Source organism: Stenotrophomonas sp. Sm2128 (assembly GCF_030985535.1).
Lineage (GTDB): Bacteria > Pseudomonadota > Gammaproteobacteria > Xanthomonadales > Xanthomonadaceae > Stenotrophomonas > Stenotrophomonas maltophilia.
The window spans coordinates 1-23,579 of the sequence record NZ_JAPTFQ010000039.1 but is presented as its reverse complement, the minus strand read 5'-3'; the positions used below and the strand labels follow the sequence as shown (position 1 = coordinate 23,579).

Sequence of the window (23,579 nt, the reverse complement as noted above, 5' to 3'; positions counted from 1 at the left end):
CCCGTTCAGCCGTTCTTGATGCCAATCGCAGGGCACCCTGCGATGATGTGGGGAACCCGTGCCGTCCCGCGCCGGTCAAAGGCCCCCATGAACCTGCCACCGCCGATGCCCGAAACCGCCTCGCCGCCGCCCGCGCCGGCCGCCTCCCGCCTGCATGGCGCCTTCAACCAGTTGCGCGACGCGCTGTCGGCCGAAATCGTCGGCCAGGCGGCTTTGGTCGAACGCCTGTTGATCGCATTGCTGGCCGACGGGCACCTGCTGGTGGAGGGCGCCCCGGGACTGGCCAAGACCACGGCCATCCGCGCACTGGCCTCGCGCCTGGAGGCGGATTTCGCCCGCGTGCAGTTCACCCCCGACCTGCTGCCGGCCGACCTGACCGGCACCGAGATCTGGCGCCCGCAGGAAGGGCGCTTCGAATTCGTACCCGGCCCGATCTTCCACCCGATCCTGCTGGCCGATGAAATCAATCGCGCGCCAGCCAAGGTGCAGTCGGCACTGCTGGAAGCGATGGGCGAGCGCCAGGTCACCGTTGGCCGCCACACCTATGCGTTGCCGCCGCTGTTCCTGGTGATGGCCACGCAGAACCCGATCGAGCAGGAAGGTACCTTCCCGCTGCCGGAAGCGCAGCTGGACCGTTTCCTGATGCACGTACGCATCGGCTATCCGGACCAGGCCGCCGAATCGGAGATCCTGCGGCTCGCCCGCGAGCGTGCCCGTGGCGCACTGGGCGAAGCGGCACCCGCACCGGCGAAGCTGCCGATGCAGGATGTGTTCGACGCCCGCCGCGAAGTGCTGGACCTGCACATGGCGCCGGCGCTGGAACGCTACCTGATCGAGCTGGTGCTGGCTTCGCGTGATCCGGCGCGCTATGACGCTGGCCTGGGCCGCCGCATTGCCTGGGGCGCCAGCCCGCGCGGTTCCATCGCACTGGAACGCTGCGCGCGTGCGCGCGCCTGGCTGGCCGGCCGCGATTTCGTCACCCCTGATGATGTGCGTGCGGTCGCTGCCGACGTGCTGCGCCATCGCGTGCTGCCCAGCTACGAAGCCACTGCCGAAGGCTGGGATGGCGAACGCCTGGTGCAGGAGCTGCTGGCCCGGGTGCCGGCGCCCTGAGCCTGCGCATGACCGATCCATCCCTGGAAGCCGCATCCACCGTCAGTGATGGCGACGGACTGCGCCCGCACCTGTCCGAACTGGTGGCCCTGCGCCGGCTGGCACAGCGGCCGCCGCCGCCACGCCGTGGCCGTGCCGGCAACGCCGGGCAGGCGCCGTCGCCGCTGCGTGGGCGTGGCATGGAGTACGCCGAGTCACGCGAGTACGTGGCCGGTGATGATGCACGGCATATCGACTGGCGCGTGACCGCGCGGACCGGCCGTGCCCATACCAAGCTGTTCCAGGCCGAGCGCGAGCGGGTCAGCCTGATCGTGGCCGATACGTCGCCGGCGCTGTATTTCGGCACCCGCGTGCGATTCAAGTCGGTGCAGGCGGCCCGCGCGGGCGCCGTCGCCGCGTGGTCGGCGCAGCGCCGCGGTGATCGCGTGGGTGCCCTGCGCGGCAGCGACCGCGAAGCGCCGATTGCACCCGCGGGTGGGCCGCGTGGTGTACTGCGCGTGCTCGACGCACTCACCCGCTGGTACACACAGCCGCCCGCCGACGATCTCGGCCTGGAACGCGCGCTGGACCATGCCGCCCGCGTGCTGCGCCCCGGGGCGCGCATGCTGGTGCTGGCCGATCCGCAGCAGGCCGCGCGGATTCCCGTCGTGCGCTGGAGCGCGCTGGCCCAGCACCATGACCTCAGCCTGGTGCTGCTGGTCGATCCCCTCGAACTGCAACCGCCCTCGGCGGCCCTGCAGTTCCAGACCGCGCAGCAGCGCATTGGCCTCGACCTGCGTCGCAGCGAGGTGCAGGCGCACTGGCAGGCGCATTTTGTCGAACCACTGCAGGCGCTGCGCCGCCAGCTCGGCGCACGCCGCGTTGACGTGCAGGTGTTGTCCACCGATGCGCCCAGCGACGCCTGGTTGGCACCACCGGTAACCGAGGTGCCGGCATGAGCGCCAACCTTCCGCTGCGCGATGTGCAGTTGCCGCCGGCACCGTCGTGGTGGCCGCCGGCCCCCGGCTATCTGATGGTCGGGGGCGCGGTGTTGCTGGTGATCCTGGCGCTGGCCCTGCTGTGGTGGAAACGCCGCCGTCGTCGCCAACGCTGGTTGCAGGCGTTCGACCAGGAGCTGACCACCACCGCCGATGCCACCGCGGAACTGGCGGCGATCGCCGGCCTGCTGCGTCGCGCCGCGCGACAGGCACAGCCCGGCAGTGAATCCCTGCGTGACGATGCCTGGTGGCAGCGCGTGGATCCGAAGGGCACGTTGCCGGATGCGCGCCGCAACCTCCTGGCCGAAGGTGCCTATCGTCCCCGCGTGGACGCCAGCGAAGTGGCGGCCGTGCGTAGCTGGGCGCGCGGGCGCTACCTGGCGATGCTGCTGGAGCGCCGCCGATGAACCTGCTGGCAAGTTACTGGCCGTGGCCTGACCTGCAGCTGGCGTGGCCGCTGGCCCTGCTGGCGTTGCCGCTGCCACTGCTGATGCGCTGGTGGAAGCGTCGTGCCGATCCCGGTGCTGCGCTGCGCGTGCCCTATGCGGCGACGGAACTGGAAGCGCTGGCCGGTGGCGGCCGCGTTGATGTTTCGTGGCTGCGTACGCTGCTGTTGTGGCTGGGCTGGTGCGCGCTGTGCGTCGCACTGGCTCGCCCGCAACAGCTGGGTGAAGCGATCACGCCACCGCAGCAGGGCCGGCAGATGATGCTGGCGATGGACGTGTCCGGCAGCATGGGCGAGGGCGACATGGTGCTGGGGGGGCAGGCGGTGGATCGCCTCACCGCAGCCAAGGCCGTGCTGGCCGATTTCCTGGATCGTCGTGCCGGCGATCGCATCGGCCTGCTGATCTTCGGGGACCGCGCTTATACGCTCACGCCACTCACTGCGGACCTGGCCAGTGTGCGCGACCAGCTGCGCGACAGCGTGGTCGGCCTGGCCGGGCGCGAGACGGCCATCGGTGATGCCATCGGCCTGGCGGTGAAGCGCCTGCGCAGCCAGCCGGAAGGGCAACGTGTACTGATCCTGCTGACCGACGGCGTCAGCAATGCCGGCGTGCTGGAACCGCTGCGTGCGGCCGAAGTCGCGCAGGCTGAAGGGGTGCGCATCCACACCGTCGCGTTTGGTGGCGATGGCAGCATGCGCTTCCTCGGTATTCCGATTTCCGCTGACCAGGACCCGGTCGACGAGGCCACGTTGAAGAAGATTGCCAGTCTGACCGGTGGCCAGTTCTTCCGCGCACGCGATACCGCGCAGCTGGCCGGCATCTACGCCGAACTGGATCGTCTGGAGCCGATCGCTGCGAAGGGGCCGAGCCTGCGCCCGCGCGAGGAGCGCTATGCGTGGCCATTGGTCCTGGCCTTGCTGCTGGGGGCATTGGCATGGGTGTGGCCGGAGCGCCGTCGATGATCGCGTTGGCATCCCATCTTCCCGACTGGAATGCACTGCACTTCCTGCGCCCGGAATGGCTGTGGGCCTTGCTGGCCTTGCCGGTGATTCTCGCCGTGGCACTGTACCGGCAGCGGCGCAGCGATGCGTGGCGGCAGGCGGTGGATGCGCACCTGTTGCCGCATCTGCTGGCAGCCGGTGCTCGCCGTCGCGTGCGGCTGCCATTGGCAGTGCTGCTGGGGTGGACGCTGGCAGCACTGGCGATGGCGGGGCCGAGCTGGCGGCAGCAGGCACAGCCGATGTTCCAGCCCAGCGCACCGCTGCTGATCGTGCTGGATCTGTCCAGCCGCATCACTGCCACCGACCTGCCACCGTCGCGCCTGCTGCAGGCAAGGGCCAAGGTCGGCGAGCTCCTGCGTGCACGCAAGGGTGGGCAGGTGGGGCTGGTGGTGTACGCCGAAGATGCCTACACCGTCGCGCCGCTGACCGATGACGGCAGCAACGTCGCGCTGTATCTGGATGCCTTGTCGCCGGATGTGATGCCGCGTGATGGCCAGCGTGCCGACCGTGGCATCGACTGGGCCACGCGGCTGATGCGGCAGATCGCTGCAGCGCAGGGACAGATCCTGCTGGTCACCGATCAAGCCGATGGTGAAGCTGCATTGGCGGCCGCGCAGGCACGTGGGCTCGGCCTGCAGGTGTCGGTGCTGGGGCTCGGTACACCGGCGGGTGCGGCGTATCGTGACGACAGCGGACAGATCCGCCAGGCTGCGCTGGACGAAGGTCGCCTGCGTGCGGTGGCCACGGCAGGTGGCGGTCGCTATGCGCGCATCACCGCCGATGGCAGTGACCTGCGCGCACTGGGTGTGCTTGATGCACGCGAAGGTACTGCGGCGCAGCGGCCCGACGAGGGCAGGCAATGGCGCGATGAAGGATTCTGGCTGCTGCCACCGGTGATGCTGCTGGCGCTGCTCGCCTTCCGCCGCCGCGCGCTGCTGGCCGCAGTGCTGGCGGTGGGCCTGCTGCCATGGATGGGGGATGTGCAGGCGCAGGCAGCTCCAGCGCCCGCTTCGCCGCCATCGCAGGGCACGCTGTGGAAGCGCGCCGACCAGTTGCAGCACCAGCGCCTGGCCGACGGCGTGCAGGCCTATCGCGCGGGCGACTTCGCCACTGCGCGCAAGCAGTTCGAGGGCATCGACAGTGATGCGGGCTGGTACAACCTGGCCAACACGCTGGCGCGCCAGGGCAGCTACGACGAAGCCATCGCCGCCTACGACCGCGCGCTGGCGCTGCATCCCGGCATGGCCGATGCGGTCGCCAACCGTGCCGTGGTTGATGCCGCACGCAAGCGCAAGCAGTCGGGGGGGCGGGGCCAGGACCAGCAGAAACCGCAGCAGAACGGGCAGCAGAAGCAGCAGAACAATTCACAGGGCCAGCGGAACCCGCAGGGCCAGCAACCGCAGCAGGGCCAGAAGGATCCAGGACAGGGTCAGCCACCATCTCAGCAGGGCCAGCAGGGGCAGCCCCAGGCGGGTAACGACGACGCGCAGTCGGCGCCTCAGCCCGGTGAGCGTGGCCGCGATGGACAGCAGGCGCCACCACAGGTGGAGGATGCCAAGGCGCAGGCCCAGGCTGATGAGCAGCAGCGCCAGCGCATGCAGCAGGCGATGCAGCAGGCACGTGAGGGCAAGGGCGAACAGGATGGCAAACCCGTGCCAGGCAGTGACGGCACTACTCCGCGCCAACGCGAGGAGCAACAGGCGGTGGAGGCGTGGATGCGGCGCGTGCCGGATGATCCGGGCGCATTGCTGCGGGCCAAGTTCCAGCTGGAAAACGAGCGCAGGAAGAGGGAAGGGCGATGACGCGGGCGATCAACATGCACGGGCATTGGCCCCGACAGGTACTGGCGGCGCTGCTGCTGTGGCTGCCGCTGCTGGCCTGGGCGCAGCCGCGCGCGTGGCTGGACCGCGACCGCATCGCGATGGGCGACACGGTCACGCTCAATGTCGAGAGCGACCAGGGCGCCCCTGACTTCACACCGTTGCGTACCGACTTCGACCTCAGCGGGCAGACCAGCAGCCGCCAGGTGGAGTGGAGCAACGGCAGCATGCAGCAGCGCAACCTGTATGGCGTGGCGCTGACGCCACGGCGTAGTGGTGCACTGGTGGTGCCGGGCCTGCAGGTGGGCAGCGTCCGTACCGCGCCGCTGACCCTGCAGGTGGATGCCGCTGCCGTGGCCGGCCCCGACAGCAATGCGGTGGCATTCATCGAAACCGTTGTCGATGACGAAACGCCGTATGTGCAGCAGAGCGTAGGCGTGGTGGTGAGGCTGTTCTTCGCCTCTCAGCTGGCCTCTGGCGAACTGGTGCTGGATACCCCGGCGGGTGCGTCGCTACAGCGGGTAGGCGATGACCGCACCGATGTGCGGCAGGTCAACGGCCGCCGCTACAACGTGGTCGAGCGCCGCTTCCTGCTGATCCCCGAGCGCAGCGGTGCACTTCGGCTGGCCGGTGCGCGCTTCAGTGGGCGCAGTGCCGGTGGCTTCTTCGACGACTTCTTCGGCGGCGGCGACGGCCGCATGAATGCCACCGGCGCCGATCGCACGCTGAAGGTGCAGGCGCAACCGGCACAGGCGCCGCAGCCATGGCTTCCGCTGCAAAGCCTCCAGCTGCGCTACACCAGTGCGCCGACCAGCGCCCGTACCGGTGAGGCCGCCACTGTGGTGGTCGAGGCGATTGCCGAAGGGGCAACCCGCGCACAGTTCACCGACCTGCCGGTGCCGGATCTGGGCACCCATGCGCAGGTATTCGCCGAACCTGCGCAGTACGAAGAATCGTTCAATGGCAGCACGCCGCGGCTGAAGATCACCCGCCGCTACTCGATCGTGCCGCGCCAGCCAGGCTCGCTGGTGGTGCCGGGGCCGCGCCTGCCGTGGTGGGATGTGCGCGCAGGCAAGGCGCAGGAAGCGAAGCTGCCGGGCCTGACACTGGCTGTCGCAGCCGGCAATGGCGGTGGCAGTGCTTCACCTGCGCCGCTGCCGCCGATCGACACCGATGCTGCGCTGCCGGGTGGCGATGGCCAGGACAGCCGTATCGCCGCGACCGATCCGCGCGCCAGCGGCCTGGCCGAACGCCCGTGGCCGTGGATGGGCGCGGCCATCGGCCTGGCGCTGCTGTGGCTGCTGACCCTGTTGTGGGGCTGGCAGCGAGGCCGCCGACCGCGTGCGGCGACGCCTGCAGTCGGCAGGCCCTCTGTGCCGACTGTGGCGCGCGGACGTGCCGGCCTGACCGAGCTGCGCCGCACGCTGGATGGCGAAGGCTTCGATCAGGTGGAAGCGCAGCTGTGCGCGATGGCCGGGGTTGAGCGCATCGAGCAGGTCATCGCGCGGTTGGATGACCCTGGCCAGCGCCAGGTGCTGCAGGACCTGCAGCAGGCACGCTGGGGCGGGCAGGGCGATCTGGCATCGCTACGCGCGCGTCTGCGCGAGGTCTTCCGTGACGGACCGCACTGGTCGGCGGCTACCGGCGCCGCTGACACTGGCCTGGCGCCGCTGTATCCAACGCGGCGAACCTGAACCGGCGCCGCTTGCGCGCTTTGTTAGAGTGCATTCATTTTTCGAGGAAACCCGCGCATGACAGCAGCTGCTGCCGACAAGAAGAAGTTGCCCCTGCATTGGAAGATGGGCATCGGCTTTGCGATCGGCCTGATCCTGGGACTGATCGTGCACGCCCTGGGCGGCAGCGTCGATGGTCTGCAGGCCGGTGCCAAGTGGGTAATGGACTACATCACCACCCCGGCGTCGGGCCTGTTCCTCAACCTGATCTTCATGCTGATCGTGCCGCTGATCTTCTCGGCGCTGATCATGGGCGTGTCGGAGATGGGCGACATCCGCGCCCTTGGCCGCATCGGCTGGAAGACCCTGGCGTATACCGTGCTGCTGTCCGGCATTGCCGTGGGCATCGGCCTGGTGCTGGTCAACCTGCTCAAGCCGGGTGCCGGCGTCGACCCGCAGGTCGCTGCGATGATGCTCTCGGAGAACGCCGAGCGCAGCAAGGAAATCGTTGCTGGCATCCATGGCACGCCGAAGGGCATGGACATGCTGCTGTCGATCGTGCCGAGCAACGTGCTGCAGGCCGCGTCCGACAACGGCGCGATCCTGTCGCTGATGTTCTTCGCGCTGATGTTCGGCATCGGCATGGTGCTGACCGACAATGAGAAGGTCGCGCCGCTGCGCCGCGCCATTGAAGGCGTGTTCGAAATCTCGATGACCCTGATCAACCTGGTCATCCGCCTGGCCCCGTATGCGGTGGCCTGCTTCATGTTCAACCTGGCCGCGCTGTTCGGCTTCGAGCTGATCATCCGCCTCGGTGCCTACGTGGGCGTGGTGGTGCTGGCACTCGGCCTGCACATGATCGTGACCTACGGTACCGCCGTGTGGCTGTCCGGCCGTTCGCCGCTGTCGTTCTTCCGCGATACCCAGGAAGCGACGGTGATGGCGTTCTCCACCGCCTCCAGCAACGCCACCCTGCCGACCGCGCTGCGCGTGGCCGACCAGATGGGCCTGCCGCAGCGCGTGTCGCGCTTCGTGCTGACCGTGGGCGCCACCGCCAACCAGAACGGCACCGCGCTGTTCGAGGGCGTGACGGTGATCTTCCTGGCCCAGTTCTTCGGCGTGGACCTGAGCATCGGCCAGCAGATCATGGTGATGGCGGTCTGCATCCTCGGTGGCATCGGCACCGCCGGCGTGCCGTCGGGCTCGCTGCCGGTGGTGGCGATGATCTGTGCGATGGTGGGCGTGAACCCGCTGGGCATTGGCCTGATCCTGGGCGTGAACCACTTCCTGGACATGTGCCGTACGGCGCTGAACGTGACCGGCGACCTGGCCCTGACCACCCTGGTGGCCAAGGGCGAATCGCACGACGGCCCGGCGCTGGGCCCGCAGCAGGACTGAGTCCAACGCCACCGCTGGCGACCTGATCGGGGTCGGATTCCTTTCCGCAAGGAAAGGGCTCCGACCCCGCTTCACATGCGGAATCCGGGGGAGATGACGACGTTGCCGGCCAGCGGCCGGCACGACCGGGCAAGGTGAACCGACCCCCCGCCCGGCGACTATGGGACAATAGGCCGCCCGCACGTCCGCGGCCGCCTCCCGATTCCGACAGAACCATGACGCAGCCTACCCGTCGCCAGTTGGCCAACGCCATCCGCTTCCTTGCCGCCGATGCGGTTGAAACCGCAAAGTCCGGCCACCCCGGCATGCCCATGGGCATGGCCGACATCGCCGAAGTCCTCTGGAACGACTATCTCCGCCATAACCCGAGCAACCCGCACTGGTTCAACCGCGACCGTTTCGTGCTGTCCAACGGCCACGGTTCGATGCTGCAGTACGCGCTGCTGCACCTGAGTGGTTACGACCTGCCGATCGAGCAGCTGAAGCTGTTCCGCCAGCTGGGCAGCCACACCGCCGGTCACCCGGAGCGCCACGAGACCCCGGGCGTGGAAACCACCACCGGCCCGCTGGGCCAGGGTTTCGCCAATGCCGTGGGCTTCGCCCTGGCCGAGAAGCTGCTGGCACAGCGCTTCAACCGCCCGGAGCTGGAAGTGGTCGACCACCGCACCTGGGTGTTCATGGGCGATGGCTGCCTGATGGAAGGTGTGTCGCATGAAGCGGCGTCGCTGGCCGGTACCTGGGGCCTGCACAAGCTGGTCTGCTTCTGGGACAACAACCACATCTCCATCGACGGCAATGTCGAGGGCTGGTTCACCGACAACACCCCGGAGCGTTTCGAGGCCTATGGTTGGAACGTCGTGCGCGATGTCGATGGCCATGACCCGGAGAGCATCAAGGCCGGCATCGAGGCCGCGCTGTCGCAGAGCGACAAGCCGACCCTGATCTGCTGCCGCACCACCATTGGCTTTGGTTCGCCGAACAAGGCGGGCAAGGAATCCAGCCACGGCGCACCGCTGGGCAAGGACGAACTGGAAGCCACCCGCAAGCAGCTGGGCTGGGAATACGGTCCGTTCGAGATCCCGCAGGCGATCTACGACGGCTGGCGCGCCAACGGCGCCGGCACGCTGCGCCAGGCCGAATGGGAACAGCTGTTCGACAAGTACGCCAGCCAGTACCCGGCTGAAGCGGCCGAACTGACCCGCCGCTCGCATGGCGAACTGCCGGCCGACTTCGTTGCCAAGGCCGATGCCTACATCGCCCAGGTGGCCGCCGAAGGCCCGACGATCGCCTCGCGCAAGGCGTCGCAGCTGGCCATCGAAGCCTATGCACCGCTGCTGCCGGAAATCGTCGGCGGCTCGGCTGACCTGGCGCACTCCAACCTGACCCTGTGGAAGGGCAGCAAATCGGTTGCCAGCGACGACGCCAACGCCAACTACGTGTACTACGGCGTGCGCGAGTTCGGCATGACCGCCATTGCCAACGGCCTGGCCCTGCACGGTGGCTTCATTCCGTTCGACGCCACCTTCCTGGTGTTCAGCGACTACGCCCGCAACGGCGTGCGCATGAGCGCGCTGATCCCGGCCCACGCCATCCACGTCTACACCCACGACTCGATCGGCCTGGGCGAAGACGGTCCGACCCACCAGCCGGTGGAGCACCTGGCCTCGCTGCGCTACATCCCGAACAACGACGTGTGGCGTCCGTGCGATGCGGTCGAGTCGGCGGTGAGCTGGAAGGCCGCGATCACCCGCCAGGACGGCCCGAGCTGCCTGGTGTTCAGCCGCCAGAACCTGCCGCACCAGCCGCGCAACGCCGAGCAGATCGCCCAGATCGAGCGCGGTGGCTACGTGCTGGCCGATGCCGACGGTACCCCGGACGTGATCCTGATCGCCACCGGTTCGGAAGTCTCGCTGGCCACCGAAGCCAAGGCCCAGCTGGACGCGGCCGGCCTCAAGACCCGCGTGGTCTCGATGCCGTCCACCGACGTGTTCCTGCGCCAGGATGCGGCCTACCGTGAATCGGTGCTGCCGAACGCCGTGCGCAAGCGCGTGGCGGTGGAAGCCGGCGTCACCGGTTTCTGGCGCCAGTTCGTCGGCCTGGACGGTGCCGTGATCGGTATCGACACCTTCGGTGCCTCGGCCCCGGCCGACCAGCTGTACAAGCACTTCGGCATCACCACTGCCCACGTGGTGGAAGCGGCCAAGTCGCTGTAAGCAGCTTCGCGACGTAATGAGGAAAGGCCGGCGCACGCCGGCCTTTTCTTTGCCGCAGGAAAAAGGGACGGAGGGGATTAAGTCGTTTGTGCACATGCGACTTAATCCCCTCCGTCCCCTTTTCTCAGGCGGTGCGCGCCAGTGCCAGCCGCAGGAGGCGCGCGTCCAGGCGCTCGGCGAAGTCCTTCGGTGCCTGCAGGCCCATGCGCTGCAGGTACACCGCATCGCCGTCGCCGGCCGGTTGCCGCAGAGCCGCCCAGACCGTGCGCAGCTTGTCGCCGCGGGTCTGCGTGTTGGCCTTCAGCCAACCCAGCGCCTTCACCAGCACCTGCTCGATCTCGTTGAAGTCGCTGCCCAGCGGATAGTCCGGCAGGCTGCCGTCGGCGCGGAACGGTGCCAGTGCCGCGGCCAGTGCCTGCGGCGTATTGCGCTGCAGGCGCTGCGGGTCGGGCTGGGACGCCGCCAACAGCTTGCGCGAGGCCTGTGCCTGCTGCAGCAGGCCACCCTGGAACGGGGCCTCGGTGATCGCGGTCATCGCATGCACGCAGTCCTCGTCGGTCAGGCCGCGCAGATCGGCGATGCCGTATTCGTTGAGGTAGATGTCGCGCAGGTGGCGGGGGATGGTGGTGTGCCCGTAGTTCCAGCGCACGTTGGATGCGCGCTGGCCCTTGTCATCGCGCGCCGCGCGGAACATCAAGACGCTGCGCGCTTCCGGCAGGGCATGTGCCATCGCCACGAAGTTGTACTGGCCACCCACGCCGGACACCACACGTCCGTCGTCCAGCGCATCCGACACGGCCGCGCCCAGTGCAGTGGCCATCATGCAGGAGTTGAAGAAGCGCGCATGGCGGCGTTGCAGGCGCTCCAGCGTCTCGTTGCCGCCATACAGCTGGTTGATTTCGCTGATGCGGCGCATGCCGATCGCACGACATTCGTCTTCCGGCAGCGTGCGCAGCCACTCGTAGAACTCCGGCGAGCCCAGGTAGAACGCGCCGTGCAGGTACTCGCCCTCGGCCGCCAGGGTGGCGTGGTCGATGGACAGCGTGCTGCCGTTCTCGATGCGCTGCATCAGCGCCAGGTCGTCGTGCACCTTGCGCTTGATCACCCCGGTCTGCACCAGCCGGCGGAAGCCTTCGTTGAGCATCTCGCTGCAGCCGTACAGGCCCACCTCGAACGGATCCAGTCCGCCGATCTCCTGCACCAGCGGGTGGCTGGCCAGGTGTGGATCCAGCGCATGCAGCACGCGGCGGTAGCGCGCGTTGTCGGTGTGGCGCAGCACCAGCGCATGGCTGAGCGCGTCGGCCAGCGTGCCGATGCCGATCTGCAGGGTGCCGCCGTCGCGCACCAGCGTGCTGGCGTACAGGCCGATGGCGTAGTCGGCATCGCCTACCGGCTGCCGCGGCAGCCCGAACAGCGCCGGGTACGGCGGCGGCGGGGTGATCACCAGATCGAAGAACGACACATCGACCGTGGCCGAGCCGCCCATGTAAGGCAGCTGCGGATCGATCTCGGCGATCAGCAACGGTCGCGGCAGCCCGCGCGCGGTCATCGCATCCAGCGTGTCCTGGGTGATGTCGTTGTTGCACGACAGCGAAAGCCGGCGATCGTTCGGCCGCATCGCCACCTTCTGCACGATCACCTGCGGCGCGCGCTGCGCGACCGCATCGGCGGCGTGGGTGTAGTTCAGGCTGGTATAGCTGGATTGCGCCTGCCGCGAACCGAGCAGGGCGCCGGACTGCATGTAGAACTCTTCCACCTGCACATGTGCCGGCAGCGCATCGCGCGCGATCGCATCGGCATAGGCCAGGCGCGGGAAATCGTCGCCGAAATGGCGCTGCGCGAACGGCGCCATGAAGCGCGCTTCCAGGCCGTTGCCGCGCGCCTTCGGCGGGTTCAGCGACAGCGCGGTATACAGCTGCAGCGGTCGCGACGGATCGTGCTCGACGCGTGCATAAAGGGCATTGAGCAGCCGATGCGGCTTGCCCAGTGCCAGCGGTGCCCCGATCCGCAGCGGCCCGTCCACGCGCGCAAACAACCAGTCGACGGCGGCGTCCAGGTCGGTGAGGTGTTCGGTCATGCGCGGCGGTCCTGCGTGTGGGGGAGTGCTGGCATTACAGCATGTCGGGCTTGAACCGCCGTCGACGCGAGACTTCGGCGCCGGAAACCATGAACTGGCCATCGCCCCGGTAATGCACCGTGCGCGGCAGTTTCGGCCGGGGCGCGACGTGGGCGCGCACGATTTCCCAGATGAACAGGTTGCTCGATTGCACCTGGCTGTCGTCGTAGAGTCGGCATTCGAAGCTCGAATGACATTGGCCGACCAGCGGCGCGCCGACATCGCGCGCGGGCAGCGCATCGAGCTCGAAACGGGCGAACTTGTCGACCTCGCGGCCGCTGCAGTTGCCGATGTCCACCACGGTGTCGAGCAGCTCCACGCCGGGCACGTTGATCACGCATTCGCCGCTGCCACGAGCCAGCGCATGGCTGTGGTTCGCGTCCCAGAGGTAGGTGGCGACCAGCGAGGGCGAGAAGTCCATCACCATGTGCCAGCCCATCGTCATCAGGTTGCGCTGGCCACGCCAAGCGGTACTGACCAGCACGATCGGGCCAGGTTCGAGGAAGCGGCGGGCCTGCTCGACCGGGAAATCCTTCTTGCGCAGCGCTTTCATCCGAATCCCGGGGCGGGTGGAATCGATGCTGGCGCAGCCGGGATGAACCCGGAGTCGAGGGGCTTGACAGATGATTCGATTACGCGCGTAATCGCGGTGTCGATTACGGATGTAAACCATGACCCCGATCAGCGAAGCCGAAGCTGTTGTGATGGAGGTGCTGTGGCAGCAGGCACCGCGTAGCGCCGATGAAGTGGTCGCCGCACTGGCCCACCGCGACTGGGCCGAACCGACCATCAAGACCCTGCTCAATCGTCTGCTGACCAAGGGCGCGATCGCCGCCGAGCGTGATGGCCGGCGCTACCTGTACCGCCCGCTGCTGCAGCGCCAGGCGTGGGTGGAGGCGCAGAGCCAGGACTTCATCGGCCGTGTCTTTGAAGGGCGCGTTGCGCCGTTGGTCGCGCACTTCAGCGAACGCGGCCAGTTGAGTGCGCAGGACATCGCCGAACTGAAGAAACTGATCCAGGAGCTGGACCATGACTGAGCTGCTCAACGGAGTGTGGCAGGGCAGCCTGTGGTTGGCGGTGGGCGCGGTCCTGCTGGCGGTGATGCGGCCGCTGCTGGTGCGATTGGGGGGCGCTGGTCTGGCATACCGCAGCTGGTGGCTGCTGCCGATGCTGCTGGTGGCACTGATGCTGCCGTTGCCGCAGGTTGCGTTGTTGCAGCAGGTACCCACGCTGCCGCTGAAAGTGCTGCCCGGTGCCATTGATGGCGCGGCCGGCCAGTCCTTGCCATGGGCCGGGTTGTTGCTGGCATTCTGGGCCGTGGGCACGGGCCTCTGCCTGCTGCGCGACCTGCGTGCGCAGCGCCGTTTCGAACGGAGCATGGGTCCACTGACGCCGCGCACCGATGGTAGCTGGCAGGCGAGCGGCGACCCGGGCCTGCCAGCGCTGGTTGGCCTGTGGCGGCCGCGCATCGTGGTTGGCCCTGACTTCGACCAGCACTTCAGTGCACAGGAACAGCACCTGATCCTGCAGCACGAACGCAGCCACCGTCGCAATGGCGACCACTGGGCCAACGGCGCGCTGCTGCTGGTGCGCGCGCTGTTCTGGTTCCACCCGCTGCTGCCCTGGGCCGCACGCCGCTTCCTGCGCGACCAGGAACTGGCCTGCGATGCCCGCACCATCGGCCCGCAGCCTGCGCTGCGCGGCCTCTACGCCAGCACGCTGCTGAAGGCGCAGCTGGCCCACCCGGTTGCGCCCGCGGTCTGCCATTGGCGCAGCCAACCCGTGTTGAAGGAGCGCATCGCCATGTTGAAGCAGTCCAAGCGGAAGGCATTGCCGTGGGTGTCGGGACAGGTACTGGTGGTCGGGTTGTGCCTGGGAATGGGAGCGGTGGCGTGGGCCAGCCAGGGCGGAGGCGCGGGAGGCCCGGCAGGGTCCGTCATGGATCGGGAGATCCAGGTCGACAAGATGCCGCCGCCGTCCTATCCGAAATCTGCGGTCGAGCAGCGCCAGGTGGGCGTGGTGAACCTGCGCGTGGAAGTGGATGCCCAAGGCCGTCCCACCGACGTCCAGGTGCTCAGCGCCACCAATCCGGGGGTGTTCGATGCTGTCTCGATTGCTGCGGCGCGCAGCTGGACCTATCGGCCCGCAGTGAAGAACGGCAAGCCGGTGGCCGGTGCCGTGCGCGTCCCGATTACCTACGCCATGGATGACACCGAGGACACGAAGTGAAGCGAGCGCCGCTGCTGATGATGGCGGTGCTGCTGGCGGGATGTGCAACCCAGGATCGCCTGACCACGGCCGATACCCGCAGCGAGAATGTGGGTCACCAGCGCCTGCGACCCGATGCGGGGGGAGGGACCGGCCAGATCCAGCCCTACGCGCTGGCCGCCAGCGAAGGCTACCGCATGCCACAACTGCATACGGCACCGGACCCGGTAGTGGGCGAGCGTGATCCACGCACCTCGCTGCCGCCGACTACGGTCTGCCTGCAGGTGGTGGTGGATGCGCAGGGCAGCGTTGAGCGCAGCATCCCGCTGACCGACCGCAGCGAATGCAGTGCGGGTGAGGCACCGGAGAATGCGCCCTTGCTGCAGGCAGCGCAGGAGGCGGTTGCCATGTGGAAGTACTCCTCCGCCGCAGTCTGTCACTTCGCGGCAGGCAAAGTGCCGGCTGATCGCGGCGACTGCCGCAGTGCCGAGCGGGTCGAACCGGTGGCCGTCACCCTGCAGTACGCCTTCACCTTCGAGGTCGTGAAGGGCCGGCAGACGGTCCGCACGCAGGGAAAATGATCGCGCGTGATGCCGGGTGGCGCCGGGCCATGCCCGGCCAGTACAGCGGCGTCGATCAGGCCCCGCCCTGGATGTTGGCCTTCACCGCTGGCTGCATCAGCTTCGGTTCTTCCAGCGTCGCATCGCGGGCCTGCCGCACGCTGACGAACTCCGCCTCGGCTACGCCCTCATGCACGTGGATGTTGTGCGCGCGCTGTTCGCCGATGGTGGTTTCGTTGGCGAAATCACGACCACCCGGGCCGTAGTCGTGGCAGACGAACACGCGCGTTGCATCGGGCAGGGCCAGCAGGCGCTGGATCGAGCGGTACAGCTGCGCGGCATCACCACCGGGGAAGTCACAGCGGGCGGTGCCACCATCGGGCATGAACAGCGAGTCGCCGGTGAACAGCGCATCGTCGATCAGGTAGGCGATGCTGTCGCTGGTATGGCCGGGCACGGCGATCACCTGGCAGCGCAGTTCGCCCAGAGCGAAGGTTTCGCCGTCGCTGAACAGGTGATCGAAGATCTCATCTGCGGCAGGAAGCTGCAGGCCATAGCGTGGTGCAAACGTTGCCTGTACCGCGCGGATGCCTTCGCCGATGGCCAGCGTGGCTTGCGGGAAACGGTGCTTCAGGCGGTGCCCGGCCGACACATGGTCAGCGTGGGCATGGGTTTCCAGCAGCCAGCGCAGCTGCAGGCCGTGTTGCTCGATGGCCTGCAACGCGGCATGCAGCGGCGCTTCACTGCTGGCGTCGGTATCCGGGTCGTAGTCCAGGACCGGGTCGATCAGCGCTGCCTCGCTACTGGCCGGGTCGCTGACCAGGTAGCTGAAGGTATTGCTGTCACGGTGGAAGAACGACTGCACCTGGACCGACATTGGAACCCTCCTCAGCGCGCGCCGAGCACGCGGTTCAGCAACTGCGCCAGGTTTTCACCGGCCAGCCGCAACTGCGCTTCGGCCAGCGGCCGGTAGCGCTCGGTGTATTCGTCACCGATTTTACGCGTGGCCGGATAAACGCCAGCTTGCATGGAAATGCGGCAGCTGGCCTCGGCCCACGTCTGCGGGTCGCGCTGCGGGTTGGACTGGCGCGCCAGCTTCGGCGCGCGCTGGCTCTGCAGCAGCGGCAGGTAGCCCGCGTCGTCCAGCTTGCGGGTGTTGAGCATGCCGCTGTCCCACAGCGAGTGCAGGTTGGTACCGCGGTTGCCGAACTGCAGCTGGAAATCGTTGCCGCCCTTGTCGTGCGCGTAACCGGCGTGCATCGGCTGATGGATGTCGCCGACCAGGTGCACGACGAACTTCAGCGCCTGCAGACGCTCGCCATCGGTCAGGCTGCGGTCGCCGAGGATGGTGCTCTGTGCCTTCAGGGCCTCGACGATGCAGTTGCCGTTCCTGCAGTGCTTCGGTGCTTCGTAATGGCAATTGTCTTCGGCGATGTTGACGTAGTGCCAGCCGGCCGAACGACGACCCAGGCCCGGGTCCTTGGCGCGCAACTGGTCGGCCCAGGGCGCGATGCTGGCCAGCGTGGCGTCCGGTTCGGTGGCCAGCAGGCGATCCACTTCGGCACGGGCGGTGGGATTGAGGCGGGCGTCGGCGACTTCGGCGACAAGGCGGTGGCCTTGCGCGCCCCAGGCATGGGCCGGGGCGGAAGCGGACAGCAGGGCCGGCGCCAGGGCGGCGGCGAGGAACAGGGAATGCAGGGCTTTCATGTGCACATTCTAGCGGGGTAGGTGGATTGAAGAGCGGCGCGTTCCTGTTCCGAAGCGGGAGCGCAGCGGGAGGCGCGGCGTGTCCCGGCTCTGCTCCCCGCCTCGCCCCAGCTCCGGAACCGCTTCAGTCCCAGGCACAAAAAAGCCCCGGCAATCACCGGGGCAACATGCTGCGAGGGTTTTGCGTATGGCGGGGGAGCGGGGGCGCCGCCCCCGCGCCCCCCCCCCCCCCCCCCCCCCCCCCCCCCCCCCCCGCCCAACACACCGCTTAGAACTTGAAGACGTACGAAGCGCCGTAGACCAGCGGATCGATGTTGACCGTGCCGATCTTCTCGCCGTTCAACTTCACCTTGCTGTCGATGTCGATCCAGCGCATGTCCACACGCAGGGCGCCCTTCTCGCCGATCGCGAAGTCGATGCCCGCATGCGCGGCCAGGCCCCACGAATCCTGCAGCTTCAGCTTGCTGCCGGCCAGCGCACCGGTGGTGTCTTCGCTGAAGAAGGTCGTGTAGTTCACGCCCGCGCCGACGAACGGCGAGACCTTGCCCTTGCTGTTGAAGTGGTACTGCAGGGTCACCACCGGCGGCAACTGCTTGGTGCTGCCGACGCGGCCGAGGCCATTGATGTTGATGTCGTGCTTGAACGGCAGCGCGGCCAGCACTTCGATGCCCAGGTTGTCGGCAATGAAGTACTCGCCGGTGATGGTCGGCTTGACGTCGTTGTCGACGTCGACCTTCAGCGTGTGGCCGGCCAGCCAGCCGTTGTTCGACTTCGGCGCCACCTGGTGGACGCCGGCCGAGACGGTCCAGTCGCCCTTGGACTGGGCCATGGCCGGGGCGGCGGCGAGGGACAGGGCGGCGGCCAGGCCGGCCAGGATCAGGGGGGAGGTCTTGCGCATGGGGGTGATCTCGTTGCTGGGTGGATGGCGACAGTCTCGGCCTCACGCCGTGCTAACGCTTTGATCCGGATCAAATCCTGTCCGCCGGCCCTCTGGCCCGGGCGCTGGCCCACGGTGGCCAGCCCCGGTTTGCTAGACTTGTGGGCCCTATCCATCCCGCCGCACCCGTAGCGGCCGCAGGAGCTTGAGAAATGGCAATCAAGGTTGGTATCAACGGTTTCGGTCGCATCGGGCGTAACGTCCTGCGCTCGGCGGTGCTGAACTTCGGCGACGACATCGAAATCGTGGCCATCAACGATCTGCTGGAGCCGGACTACCTGGCGTACATGCTCAAGTACGACTCCGTGCACGGCCGCTTCAAGGCCGACGTGGCGGTGCAGGGCAACGACCTGCTGGTCAACGGCAAGAAGATCCGCCTGACCCAGGAACGCGACCCGGCCAACCTGAAGTGGGATGAAGTCGGTGCCGACGTGGTGCTGGAAGCCACCGGCCTGTTCCTGACCAAGGAAACCGCGCAGAAGCACATCGATGCCGGCGCCAAGAAGGTCATCATGTCGGCGCCGTCGAAGGACGACACGCCGATGTTCGTCTACGGCGTGAACGACAAGACCTACGCCGGCCAGGCGATCATTTCCAACGCCTCGTGCACCACCAACTGCCTGGCCCCGCTGGCCAAGGTCATCAATGACAAGTGGGGCATCAAGCGCGGCCTGATGACCACCGTGCATGCGGCAACCGCCACCCAGAAGACCGTCGATGGCCCGTCCAACAAGGACTGGCGCGGTGGCCGTGGCATCCTGGAGAACATCATCCCGTCGTCCACCGGTGCGGCCAAGGCCGTCGGCGTGGTCATCCCGGAACTGAACAAGAAGCTGACCGGCATGAGCTTCCGCGTCCCGACCTCGGACGTGTCGGTGGTCGACCTGACCGTCGAACTGGAAAAGGAAGCCACCTACGCCGAGATCTGCGCGGAAGTGAAGGCACAGAGCGAAGGCCCGCTGAAGGGCATCCTGGGCTACACCGAAGACAAGGTGGTGGCCACCGATTTCCGCGGCGAAACCTGCACTTCGGTGTTCGACGCCGACGCTGGCATCGCCCTGGACGGCACCTTCGTCAAGCTGGTCACCTGGTACGACAACGAGTGGGGCTACTCGAACAAGTGCCTGGAAATGGCCAAGGTCATCGCCGCCAAGTAAGGCCGGCGAAGATCGCACACGAACCCCGGCCTGGCCGGGGTTCGTCGTTTATGGGGCCGGCCCTGTCGTAGCATGGGCCGGTCGACCGCTGCCGCTGGGGCGCGGGAACGCTATGGAAGCACGCAATGGAAGCACTGATTGCCCTGGTCGTACTGGTCCTGCTGGCCATCCCGCTGCTGCTGGTGGTGGCGCTGGTGATGATTGCCGGCCTGCGCCGCCGCGTCGCCGCGCTGGAAAGCGCCATGGCTGCCGCGCCGGTCGCCGCCATGCACGCGCCTGAACGGCCTGCGGCCCCCCCTGTGGCCAGTGCCGATCCACCGTTCCTGCGGCCGGTGGCGGCTGCTGCACCGCCTCCGCCTCCGCCCCCGCCTCAGCCAACGCCGGTGCGCGAAGCGGTGCCTGCGGCAACGGAGGCGCCGCGCCCGATCGCACCACCGCCGGTGCCACCCGCGCCGATGCAGCCACCGTTGCCTTCCGGACCGGCGCTGCCGAACTTCATCGAGCGCGGCATTGGCGCGGTCAAGCGCTGGTTCACCGAGGGCAACGTGCCGGTGAAGATCGGCATGCTGGTGCTGCTGGCCGGTGTCGCTGCGCTGCTGAAGTACGTCAGCGACCAGGGCTGGCTGGTGCTGCCGATCGAGCTGCGCCTGGCCGGTGTTACCGTCGGTGCACTGGGCCTGCTGGCGTTCGGCTGGCACCAGCGCGAGCGTCGGCGCCTGTTTGCGCTGGCCTTGCAGGGTGGTGCCATCGGCGTGCTGCTGCTGACCATCTTCGCGGCCTTCAAGCGTTTCGAGCTGATTCCGCCGGGCTTCGCCTTCGTCAGCTCCATTGCACTGGTGGCCGCGCTGTGCGTGCTGGCGGTGGTGCAGAACTCGCGCACGCTGGCGGTGCTGGGCATCCTCGCCGGCTTCATGGCACCGCTGTGGCTGTCCACCGGCAGCGGCAACCACGTGGGGTTGTTCAGCTACTACGCCGTGCTCAACGCCGGCATCTTCGCCATTGCCTGGTTCCGACCGTGGCGCGCGCTGAACCTGCTGGGCTTCGCCTTCACCTTCGGTATCGGCACGTTCTGGGGCGTGCTGCAGTACGCGCCTGACAAGTTCAGCAGCACCGAGCCGTTCCTGCTGCTGTTCTTCGCCTTCTACCTGCTGATCCCATTGCTCTACGCACGCCGGCAGCCCGCCGGGCAGCGTGACCTGGTCGATGGCAGCCTGGTGTTCGGTACGCCGTTGGTCGCGTTCTCGTTGCAGGCGGGGATGCTGTACCAGCAGCCGATGACGCTGGCGCTGTGCGCACTGGGCCTGGCCGCGATCTACGCGGCGCTGGCGTGGGCGTTGATCAGGCGCGCGTCGTACACCGTGCTGGCGCAGTCGCACGCGGTGCTGGCGGTGGGCTTTGCCACGCTGGCGGTGCCGCTGGCCTTGTCGGCGCGGGCCACCGGCGCGGTCTTCGCGCTGGAAGGCGCCGGACTGGCCTGGTTGGGCCTGCGCCAGAAGCGCTGGCTGCCGCAGGTGTCCGGCGCGCTGCTGCAGATGGGCGCTGCGTTCGCCTTCGTGGCCGGTGGCGATCACTGGCATGAGGACCTGCGCTTCCTGATCAATCCGACTGCCATCGGGGCGCTGCTGCTGGCCCTGGCCGGCTTCGCGTCGGCCTGGAGCTACCAGCGCAGGTCACGCCGTGAGATCGCCCTGGTCTACTACCTGTGGGGCCTGCTGTGGTGGCTGGGCGGCATGGTGCATGAGATCACCCGCTTCTTCCCGTACCGCACCGAAGTGGACGCGTTGCTGGTGCTGGCCGCCGTCACTGCCTGGCTGGCCGCCGAAATGCAGCGCCGTCAGCCGGCACGCGCACTGGGCGTGACCGCGCTGGCCATGCTGGCGCTGGGCTTCCCGCTGGCGCTGATGCAGAGCGACGCGCACCATCAGCCGTTCGCCGGCTACGGTGCGCTGGCCTGGGCGGTGTTCGCGGTGATGGGCGTGCGCACGCTGCTCTGCCTGCGCCAGGGGGGCGACAGCGTGGCGCGCATCGCGCAGTTCCTGTGGTGGCTGTTGTGGCCGTCTCTGCTTTCGCTGCTGGCCCTGTGGGGCGGTGGCGAGGCCGGGTTGGCACAGGGCTGGACCACATTGCTGGTGACGGTGCCGTGGCTGCTGATGGCGGCGCTGTCGCTGTGGCGCTGGAATGCGCTGCGCTGGCCGCTGGGTGCAGCGTTCGATCGCGTGCGCCAGCCGCTGCAGTGTGTGCTGTTCGGCCTGTTGTCGATCGGCTGGCTGTTCGGACAGCTGCTGCCGGGCGATGCTGCGCCGCTGCTCTGGCTGCCGGTATTGAATCCGGCCGATCTCGGACAGTGGCTGAGCCTGTTGCTGCTTGCACGCTGGCTGTACAGCGATCAGGCGCCGAAGACCCTGTCGGGAATCCGCATGCCGCTGCTGTCACTGGCAACGTTCGTCGCGCTGACCAGCGTGGTGCTGCATGGCGTGCATCAGTGGGGTGGCCTGTCGTGGAGTGCGTCGATGATGCGTTCCAGCCTCGCGCAGACCAGCCTGACCGTGCTGTGGAGCGTGCTCGGCGTGATTGCCTGGGTGTGGGGATCGCGCCGTGGCCAGCGCGTGTTGTGGATGGTCGGTGCCGTGCTGATGGGCGTGGTGCTGGCCAAGCTGGTCATCGTCGATCGCCAGCACCTGGGCAACCTGCTGGGCATCGCATCGTTCATCGCCTACGGCCTGCTGTGCACGGTCGTGGGTTATCTGGCACCGGCACCGCCCAGCGCGGCGCCGTCCGTGGAGGAAAAACAATGAGGAAGTGGAGCAGGGCGCTGCTGCCGGCGATGTTCGGCATGCTGGCCGCCGTCGCGGTGCAGGCCGCCGACTACCGCACGCAGTACGCCGAGCAGTGGCCGCTGACGCTGTCCAGCGCACAGTCCGGTGCGTACAGGGTGGTTCTGGAGCCGGCGATCTATCGCCGTGCAGGTGCCGCAGACCTGGGTGACCTGCAGGTGTTCAACGCCGCCGGCCAATCGTTGCCATCGGCGCTGCTGGCGCCCGACCAGCCGCTGGCACAGCCGCCGGTGCAGCGTGAGCTGCCGTGGTTCGCGCTGCCGCCGCTGGCCGAAGCACAGCGCAACGATCTGCAGTTGCTGACCGAGCGCGATACCGATGGCCGTGTCCGTCGCGTCGAAGCACGCGTGAGCGGCGGTGCGGCAGCGAACGGGCAGGGTGGTTGGCTGATCGATGCCAGCGTGCTCGGCCAGCAACCGTTGGCGGCACTGGTGCTGGACTGGGCTGACAGCGGACAGCCGTTGCAGGCGCAGGTGCAGCTGGATGCCAGCGACGACCTGCAGCACTGGCGTCCGATCGGGCGTGACATCCCGCTGGTCGACCTGCAGCGTGCTGGCAAGCGCCTGCTGCAGCGCCGCCTGCAGGTGGACGGCGAGGCGCGCTATCTGCGCGTGCTGGCGCAGGGCGATGCACGGTTGCCAACGCTGCGCAGCGTACTGGCCGAGTTACCGCCGGCACCGGCCACATTGCCGTGGGAGTGGTTGTCGCTGGAACCGACCTCGAAGGGCAAGGGCGAGTACACCTTCGAGATGGATGGCCGCTTCCCGGTAGCGCGCGCGGATGTGGCCAGCACCGACAACAGCCTGGTGCAGTGGACGTTGTTCAGCCGCGATGACGAGAGTGCGGAATGGCAGCGCCGCAGTGCGCCATGGATTGCGTACCAACTGCAGCAGGGCGCGCAGGGCCAGCGCCAGCAATCAGCGGCCCAGCCGCTGGGGGGCGTGCATCGTGACCGCTACTGGAAGCTGGTGGCGAATCCGGCGGAAACTGCGACCGCGCCGACCCTGCGCTTGGGCTACCAGCCGGAAGTACTGGTGTTCCTCAGCCAGGGGGCAGCGCCGTATGCATTGGCAGTGGGCAGCGCGACCGCGCGCCGCATGGAAGCGCCGATCGGTGTGTTGATCGAGGAACTGCGGCAGCGCAATGATCCTTCGTGGCAGCCGACGCTGGCGCGCCTGGAGGGCAGCCCGGAGCCGCTGGCCGGTGACGCGGCGCTGAAGCCGCAGCACGATTGGAAGGCGTGGTTGCTGTGGGCGTTGCTGGGGCTGGGTGTGTTGGTTGTTGGCGGCCTGGCGGTCAGCCTGCTTCGGCAGAAGCCGGCGCCTTCGGAATAGGTTCCAGCGAACGGCGCAGCCCCTCGTGGGTGGTCGTTCTTCGAGCAAAAGCCGCGCTTGGCCGGGCGGGTGGGTTGTCTGGGGG

At 68.1% G+C, this 23,579-nt stretch carries 19 protein-coding genes; 14 read left to right on the top strand and 5 right to left on the bottom strand.

The features are described 5' to 3' along the window. The first annotated feature begins 87 nt into the window (after window positions 1–87). The 8 genes from O0K41_RS12670 (at window position 88) to tkt (ending at window position 10,641) form a co-directional block, all read left to right on the top strand. Window positions 88–1,113 (top strand): MoxR family ATPase, encoded by a 1,026-nt coding sequence (locus O0K41_RS12670; RefSeq protein ID WP_099604839.1) that lies wholly within the window; start codon window positions 88–90, stop codon window positions 1,111–1,113. Window positions 1,114–1,121: 8 nt separating this feature from the next. Beyond that, window positions 1,122–2,051 carry a DUF58 domain-containing protein gene (locus O0K41_RS12665; protein WP_005414346.1) on the top strand — a complete coding sequence of 310 codons (930 nt, stop codon included), beginning with the start codon at window positions 1,122–1,124 and terminating at the stop codon, window positions 2,049–2,051. After that, window positions 2,048–2,497, top strand: a complete 450-nt coding sequence (locus tag O0K41_RS12660; protein ID WP_099604841.1) for a DUF4381 family protein — start codon at window positions 2,048–2,050, stop codon at window positions 2,495–2,497. The genes O0K41_RS12665 and O0K41_RS12660 overlap by 4 nt, the downstream gene beginning before the upstream one ends. Next, complete coding sequence (locus O0K41_RS12655; RefSeq protein WP_164222742.1) at window positions 2,494–3,498, top strand: VWA domain-containing protein; 1,005 nt, start codon at window positions 2,494–2,496, stop codon at window positions 3,496–3,498. The genes O0K41_RS12660 and O0K41_RS12655 overlap by 4 nt, the downstream gene beginning before the upstream one ends. Continuing rightward, window positions 3,495–5,339 (top strand): VWA domain-containing protein, encoded by a 1,845-nt coding sequence (locus tag O0K41_RS12650; protein ID WP_164222745.1) that lies wholly within the window; start codon window positions 3,495–3,497, stop codon window positions 5,337–5,339. Before O0K41_RS12655 ends, O0K41_RS12650 begins: the two co-directional genes overlap by 4 nt. Beyond that, window positions 5,336–7,051 carry a BatD family protein gene (locus O0K41_RS12645; RefSeq protein WP_164222748.1) on the top strand — a complete coding sequence of 572 codons (1,716 nt, stop codon included), beginning with the start codon at window positions 5,336–5,338 and terminating at the stop codon, window positions 7,049–7,051. The genes O0K41_RS12650 and O0K41_RS12645 overlap by 4 nt, the downstream gene beginning before the upstream one ends. A gap of 57 nt (window positions 7,052–7,108) precedes the next feature. Beyond that, window positions 7,109–8,428 carry a dicarboxylate/amino acid:cation symporter gene (locus O0K41_RS12640; protein WP_005410848.1) on the top strand — a complete coding sequence of 440 codons (1,320 nt, stop codon included), beginning with the start codon at window positions 7,109–7,111 and terminating at the stop codon, window positions 8,426–8,428. A 215-nt stretch (window positions 8,429–8,643) separates the two neighbouring features. Further along, window positions 8,644–10,641 (top strand): transketolase, encoded by a 1,998-nt coding sequence (gene tkt, locus O0K41_RS12635; protein WP_005414341.1) that lies wholly within the window; start codon window positions 8,644–8,646, stop codon window positions 10,639–10,641. Between the two features lie 124 nt (window positions 10,642–10,765). Here tkt and O0K41_RS12630 read toward each other — a convergent pair whose 3' ends face one another. Together O0K41_RS12630 and O0K41_RS12625 are read right to left on the bottom strand one after the other, a co-directional pair. After that, the gene (locus O0K41_RS12630; RefSeq protein WP_088436871.1) at window positions 10,766–12,718 is read right to left on the bottom strand and encodes an acetyl-CoA hydrolase/transferase C-terminal domain-containing protein; all 1,953 of its coding nucleotides are present in this window, start codon (window positions 12,716–12,718) and stop codon (window positions 10,766–10,768) included. Window positions 12,719–12,752: 34 nt separating this feature from the next. Further along, window positions 12,753–13,310: a flavin reductase family protein gene (locus O0K41_RS12625; protein WP_099604843.1), complete on the bottom strand. Its 558-nt coding sequence runs from the start codon at window positions 13,308–13,310 to the stop codon at window positions 12,753–12,755. A 118-nt stretch (window positions 13,311–13,428) separates the two neighbouring features. Between O0K41_RS12625 and O0K41_RS12620 the strand changes: the two genes are divergently transcribed. From O0K41_RS12620 to O0K41_RS12610, 3 genes are read left to right on the top strand one after another with little or no spacing between them, the layout of a single operon-like run. Continuing rightward, window positions 13,429–13,794: a BlaI/MecI/CopY family transcriptional regulator gene (locus O0K41_RS12620; RefSeq protein WP_012481135.1), complete on the top strand. Its 366-nt coding sequence runs from the start codon at window positions 13,429–13,431 to the stop codon at window positions 13,792–13,794. Next, window positions 13,787–14,986: a TonB family protein gene (locus O0K41_RS12615; RefSeq protein WP_164222751.1), complete on the top strand. Its 1,200-nt coding sequence runs from the start codon at window positions 13,787–13,789 to the stop codon at window positions 14,984–14,986. Before O0K41_RS12620 ends, O0K41_RS12615 begins: the two co-directional genes overlap by 8 nt. Then, window positions 14,983–15,546 (top strand): hypothetical protein, encoded by a 564-nt coding sequence (locus tag O0K41_RS12610; protein WP_024958475.1) that lies wholly within the window; start codon window positions 14,983–14,985, stop codon window positions 15,544–15,546. The genes O0K41_RS12615 and O0K41_RS12610 overlap by 4 nt, the downstream gene beginning before the upstream one ends. A gap of 55 nt (window positions 15,547–15,601) precedes the next feature. Here O0K41_RS12610 and O0K41_RS12605 read toward each other — a convergent pair whose 3' ends face one another. The 3 genes from O0K41_RS12605 to O0K41_RS12595 all read right to left on the bottom strand — a co-directional run bounded on the left by O0K41_RS12605 (window position 15,602) and on the right by O0K41_RS12595 (window position 18,130). After that, window positions 15,602–16,402, bottom strand: coding sequence for an MBL fold metallo-hydrolase (locus tag O0K41_RS12605; protein WP_164222754.1), 801 nt, complete (start codon window positions 16,400–16,402; stop codon window positions 15,602–15,604). 11 nt (window positions 16,403–16,413) lie between these two features. Next, a complete protein-coding gene (locus tag O0K41_RS12600) occupies window positions 16,414–17,232 on the bottom strand; it encodes a S1/P1 nuclease (protein ID WP_005410840.1) in 819 nt (272 codons plus the stop codon). 268 nt (window positions 17,233–17,500) lie between these two features. After that, on the bottom strand, window positions 17,501–18,130 hold the full coding sequence (locus O0K41_RS12595) for an OmpW family outer membrane protein (protein ID WP_005410839.1): 630 nt from the start codon (window positions 18,128–18,130) through the stop codon (window positions 17,501–17,503). Window positions 18,131–18,321: 191 nt separating this feature from the next. Between O0K41_RS12595 and gap the strand changes: the two genes are divergently transcribed. From gap to O0K41_RS12580, 3 genes are all read left to right on the top strand, one after another. Further along, window positions 18,322–19,326: a type I glyceraldehyde-3-phosphate dehydrogenase gene (gap, locus tag O0K41_RS12590; protein WP_005414333.1), complete on the top strand. Its 1,005-nt coding sequence runs from the start codon at window positions 18,322–18,324 to the stop codon at window positions 19,324–19,326. A gap of 125 nt (window positions 19,327–19,451) precedes the next feature. Beyond that, complete coding sequence (locus tag O0K41_RS12585; protein ID WP_049448770.1) at window positions 19,452–22,121, top strand: DUF2339 domain-containing protein; 2,670 nt, start codon at window positions 19,452–19,454, stop codon at window positions 22,119–22,121. Next, window positions 22,118–23,494 carry a DUF3999 domain-containing protein gene (locus tag O0K41_RS12580; protein ID WP_049448768.1) on the top strand — a complete coding sequence of 459 codons (1,377 nt, stop codon included), beginning with the start codon at window positions 22,118–22,120 and terminating at the stop codon, window positions 23,492–23,494. The genes O0K41_RS12585 and O0K41_RS12580 overlap by 4 nt, the downstream gene beginning before the upstream one ends. Window positions 23,495–23,579 lie beyond the last annotated feature (85 nt).

Coding starts and splice junctions, on each gene's coding strand:
- O0K41_RS12615 (WP_164222751.1), top strand. CDS start 13,787: ATGACTGAGCTGCTCAACGGAGTGTGGCAGGGCAGCCTGTGGTTGGCG.
- O0K41_RS12640 (WP_005410848.1), top strand. CDS start 7,109: ATGACAGCAGCTGCTGCCGACAAGAAGAAGTTGCCCCTGCATTGGAAG.
- gap (WP_005414333.1), top strand. CDS start 18,322: ATGGCAATCAAGGTTGGTATCAACGGTTTCGGTCGCATCGGGCGTAAC.
- O0K41_RS12580 (WP_049448768.1), top strand. CDS start 22,118: ATGAGGAAGTGGAGCAGGGCGCTGCTGCCGGCGATGTTCGGCATGCTG.
- O0K41_RS12655 (WP_164222742.1), top strand. CDS start 2,494: ATGAACCTGCTGGCAAGTTACTGGCCGTGGCCTGACCTGCAGCTGGCG.
- O0K41_RS12645 (WP_164222748.1), top strand. CDS start 5,336: ATGACGCGGGCGATCAACATGCACGGGCATTGGCCCCGACAGGTACTG.
- O0K41_RS12670 (WP_099604839.1), top strand. CDS start 88: ATGAACCTGCCACCGCCGATGCCCGAAACCGCCTCGCCGCCGCCCGCG.
- O0K41_RS12625 (WP_099604843.1), bottom strand. CDS start 13,310: ATGAAAGCGCTGCGCAAGAAGGATTTCCCGGTCGAGCAGGCCCGCCGC.
- O0K41_RS12595 (WP_005410839.1), bottom strand. CDS start 18,130: ATGCGCAAGACCTCCCCCCTGATCCTGGCCGGCCTGGCCGCCGCCCTG.
- O0K41_RS12585 (WP_049448770.1), top strand. CDS start 19,452: ATGGAAGCACTGATTGCCCTGGTCGTACTGGTCCTGCTGGCCATCCCG.
- O0K41_RS12620 (WP_012481135.1), top strand. CDS start 13,429: ATGACCCCGATCAGCGAAGCCGAAGCTGTTGTGATGGAGGTGCTGTGG.
- O0K41_RS12605 (WP_164222754.1), bottom strand. CDS start 16,402: ATGTCGGTCCAGGTGCAGTCGTTCTTCCACCGTGACAGCAATACCTTC.
- O0K41_RS12650 (WP_164222745.1), top strand. CDS start 3,495: ATGATCGCGTTGGCATCCCATCTTCCCGACTGGAATGCACTGCACTTC.
- O0K41_RS12600 (WP_005410840.1), bottom strand. CDS start 17,232: ATGAAAGCCCTGCATTCCCTGTTCCTCGCCGCCGCCCTGGCGCCGGCC.
- O0K41_RS12665 (WP_005414346.1), top strand. CDS start 1,122: ATGACCGATCCATCCCTGGAAGCCGCATCCACCGTCAGTGATGGCGAC.
- O0K41_RS12630 (WP_088436871.1), bottom strand. CDS start 12,718: ATGACCGAACACCTCACCGACCTGGACGCCGCCGTCGACTGGTTGTTT.
- tkt (WP_005414341.1), top strand. CDS start 8,644: ATGACGCAGCCTACCCGTCGCCAGTTGGCCAACGCCATCCGCTTCCTT.
- O0K41_RS12660 (WP_099604841.1), top strand. CDS start 2,048: ATGAGCGCCAACCTTCCGCTGCGCGATGTGCAGTTGCCGCCGGCACCG.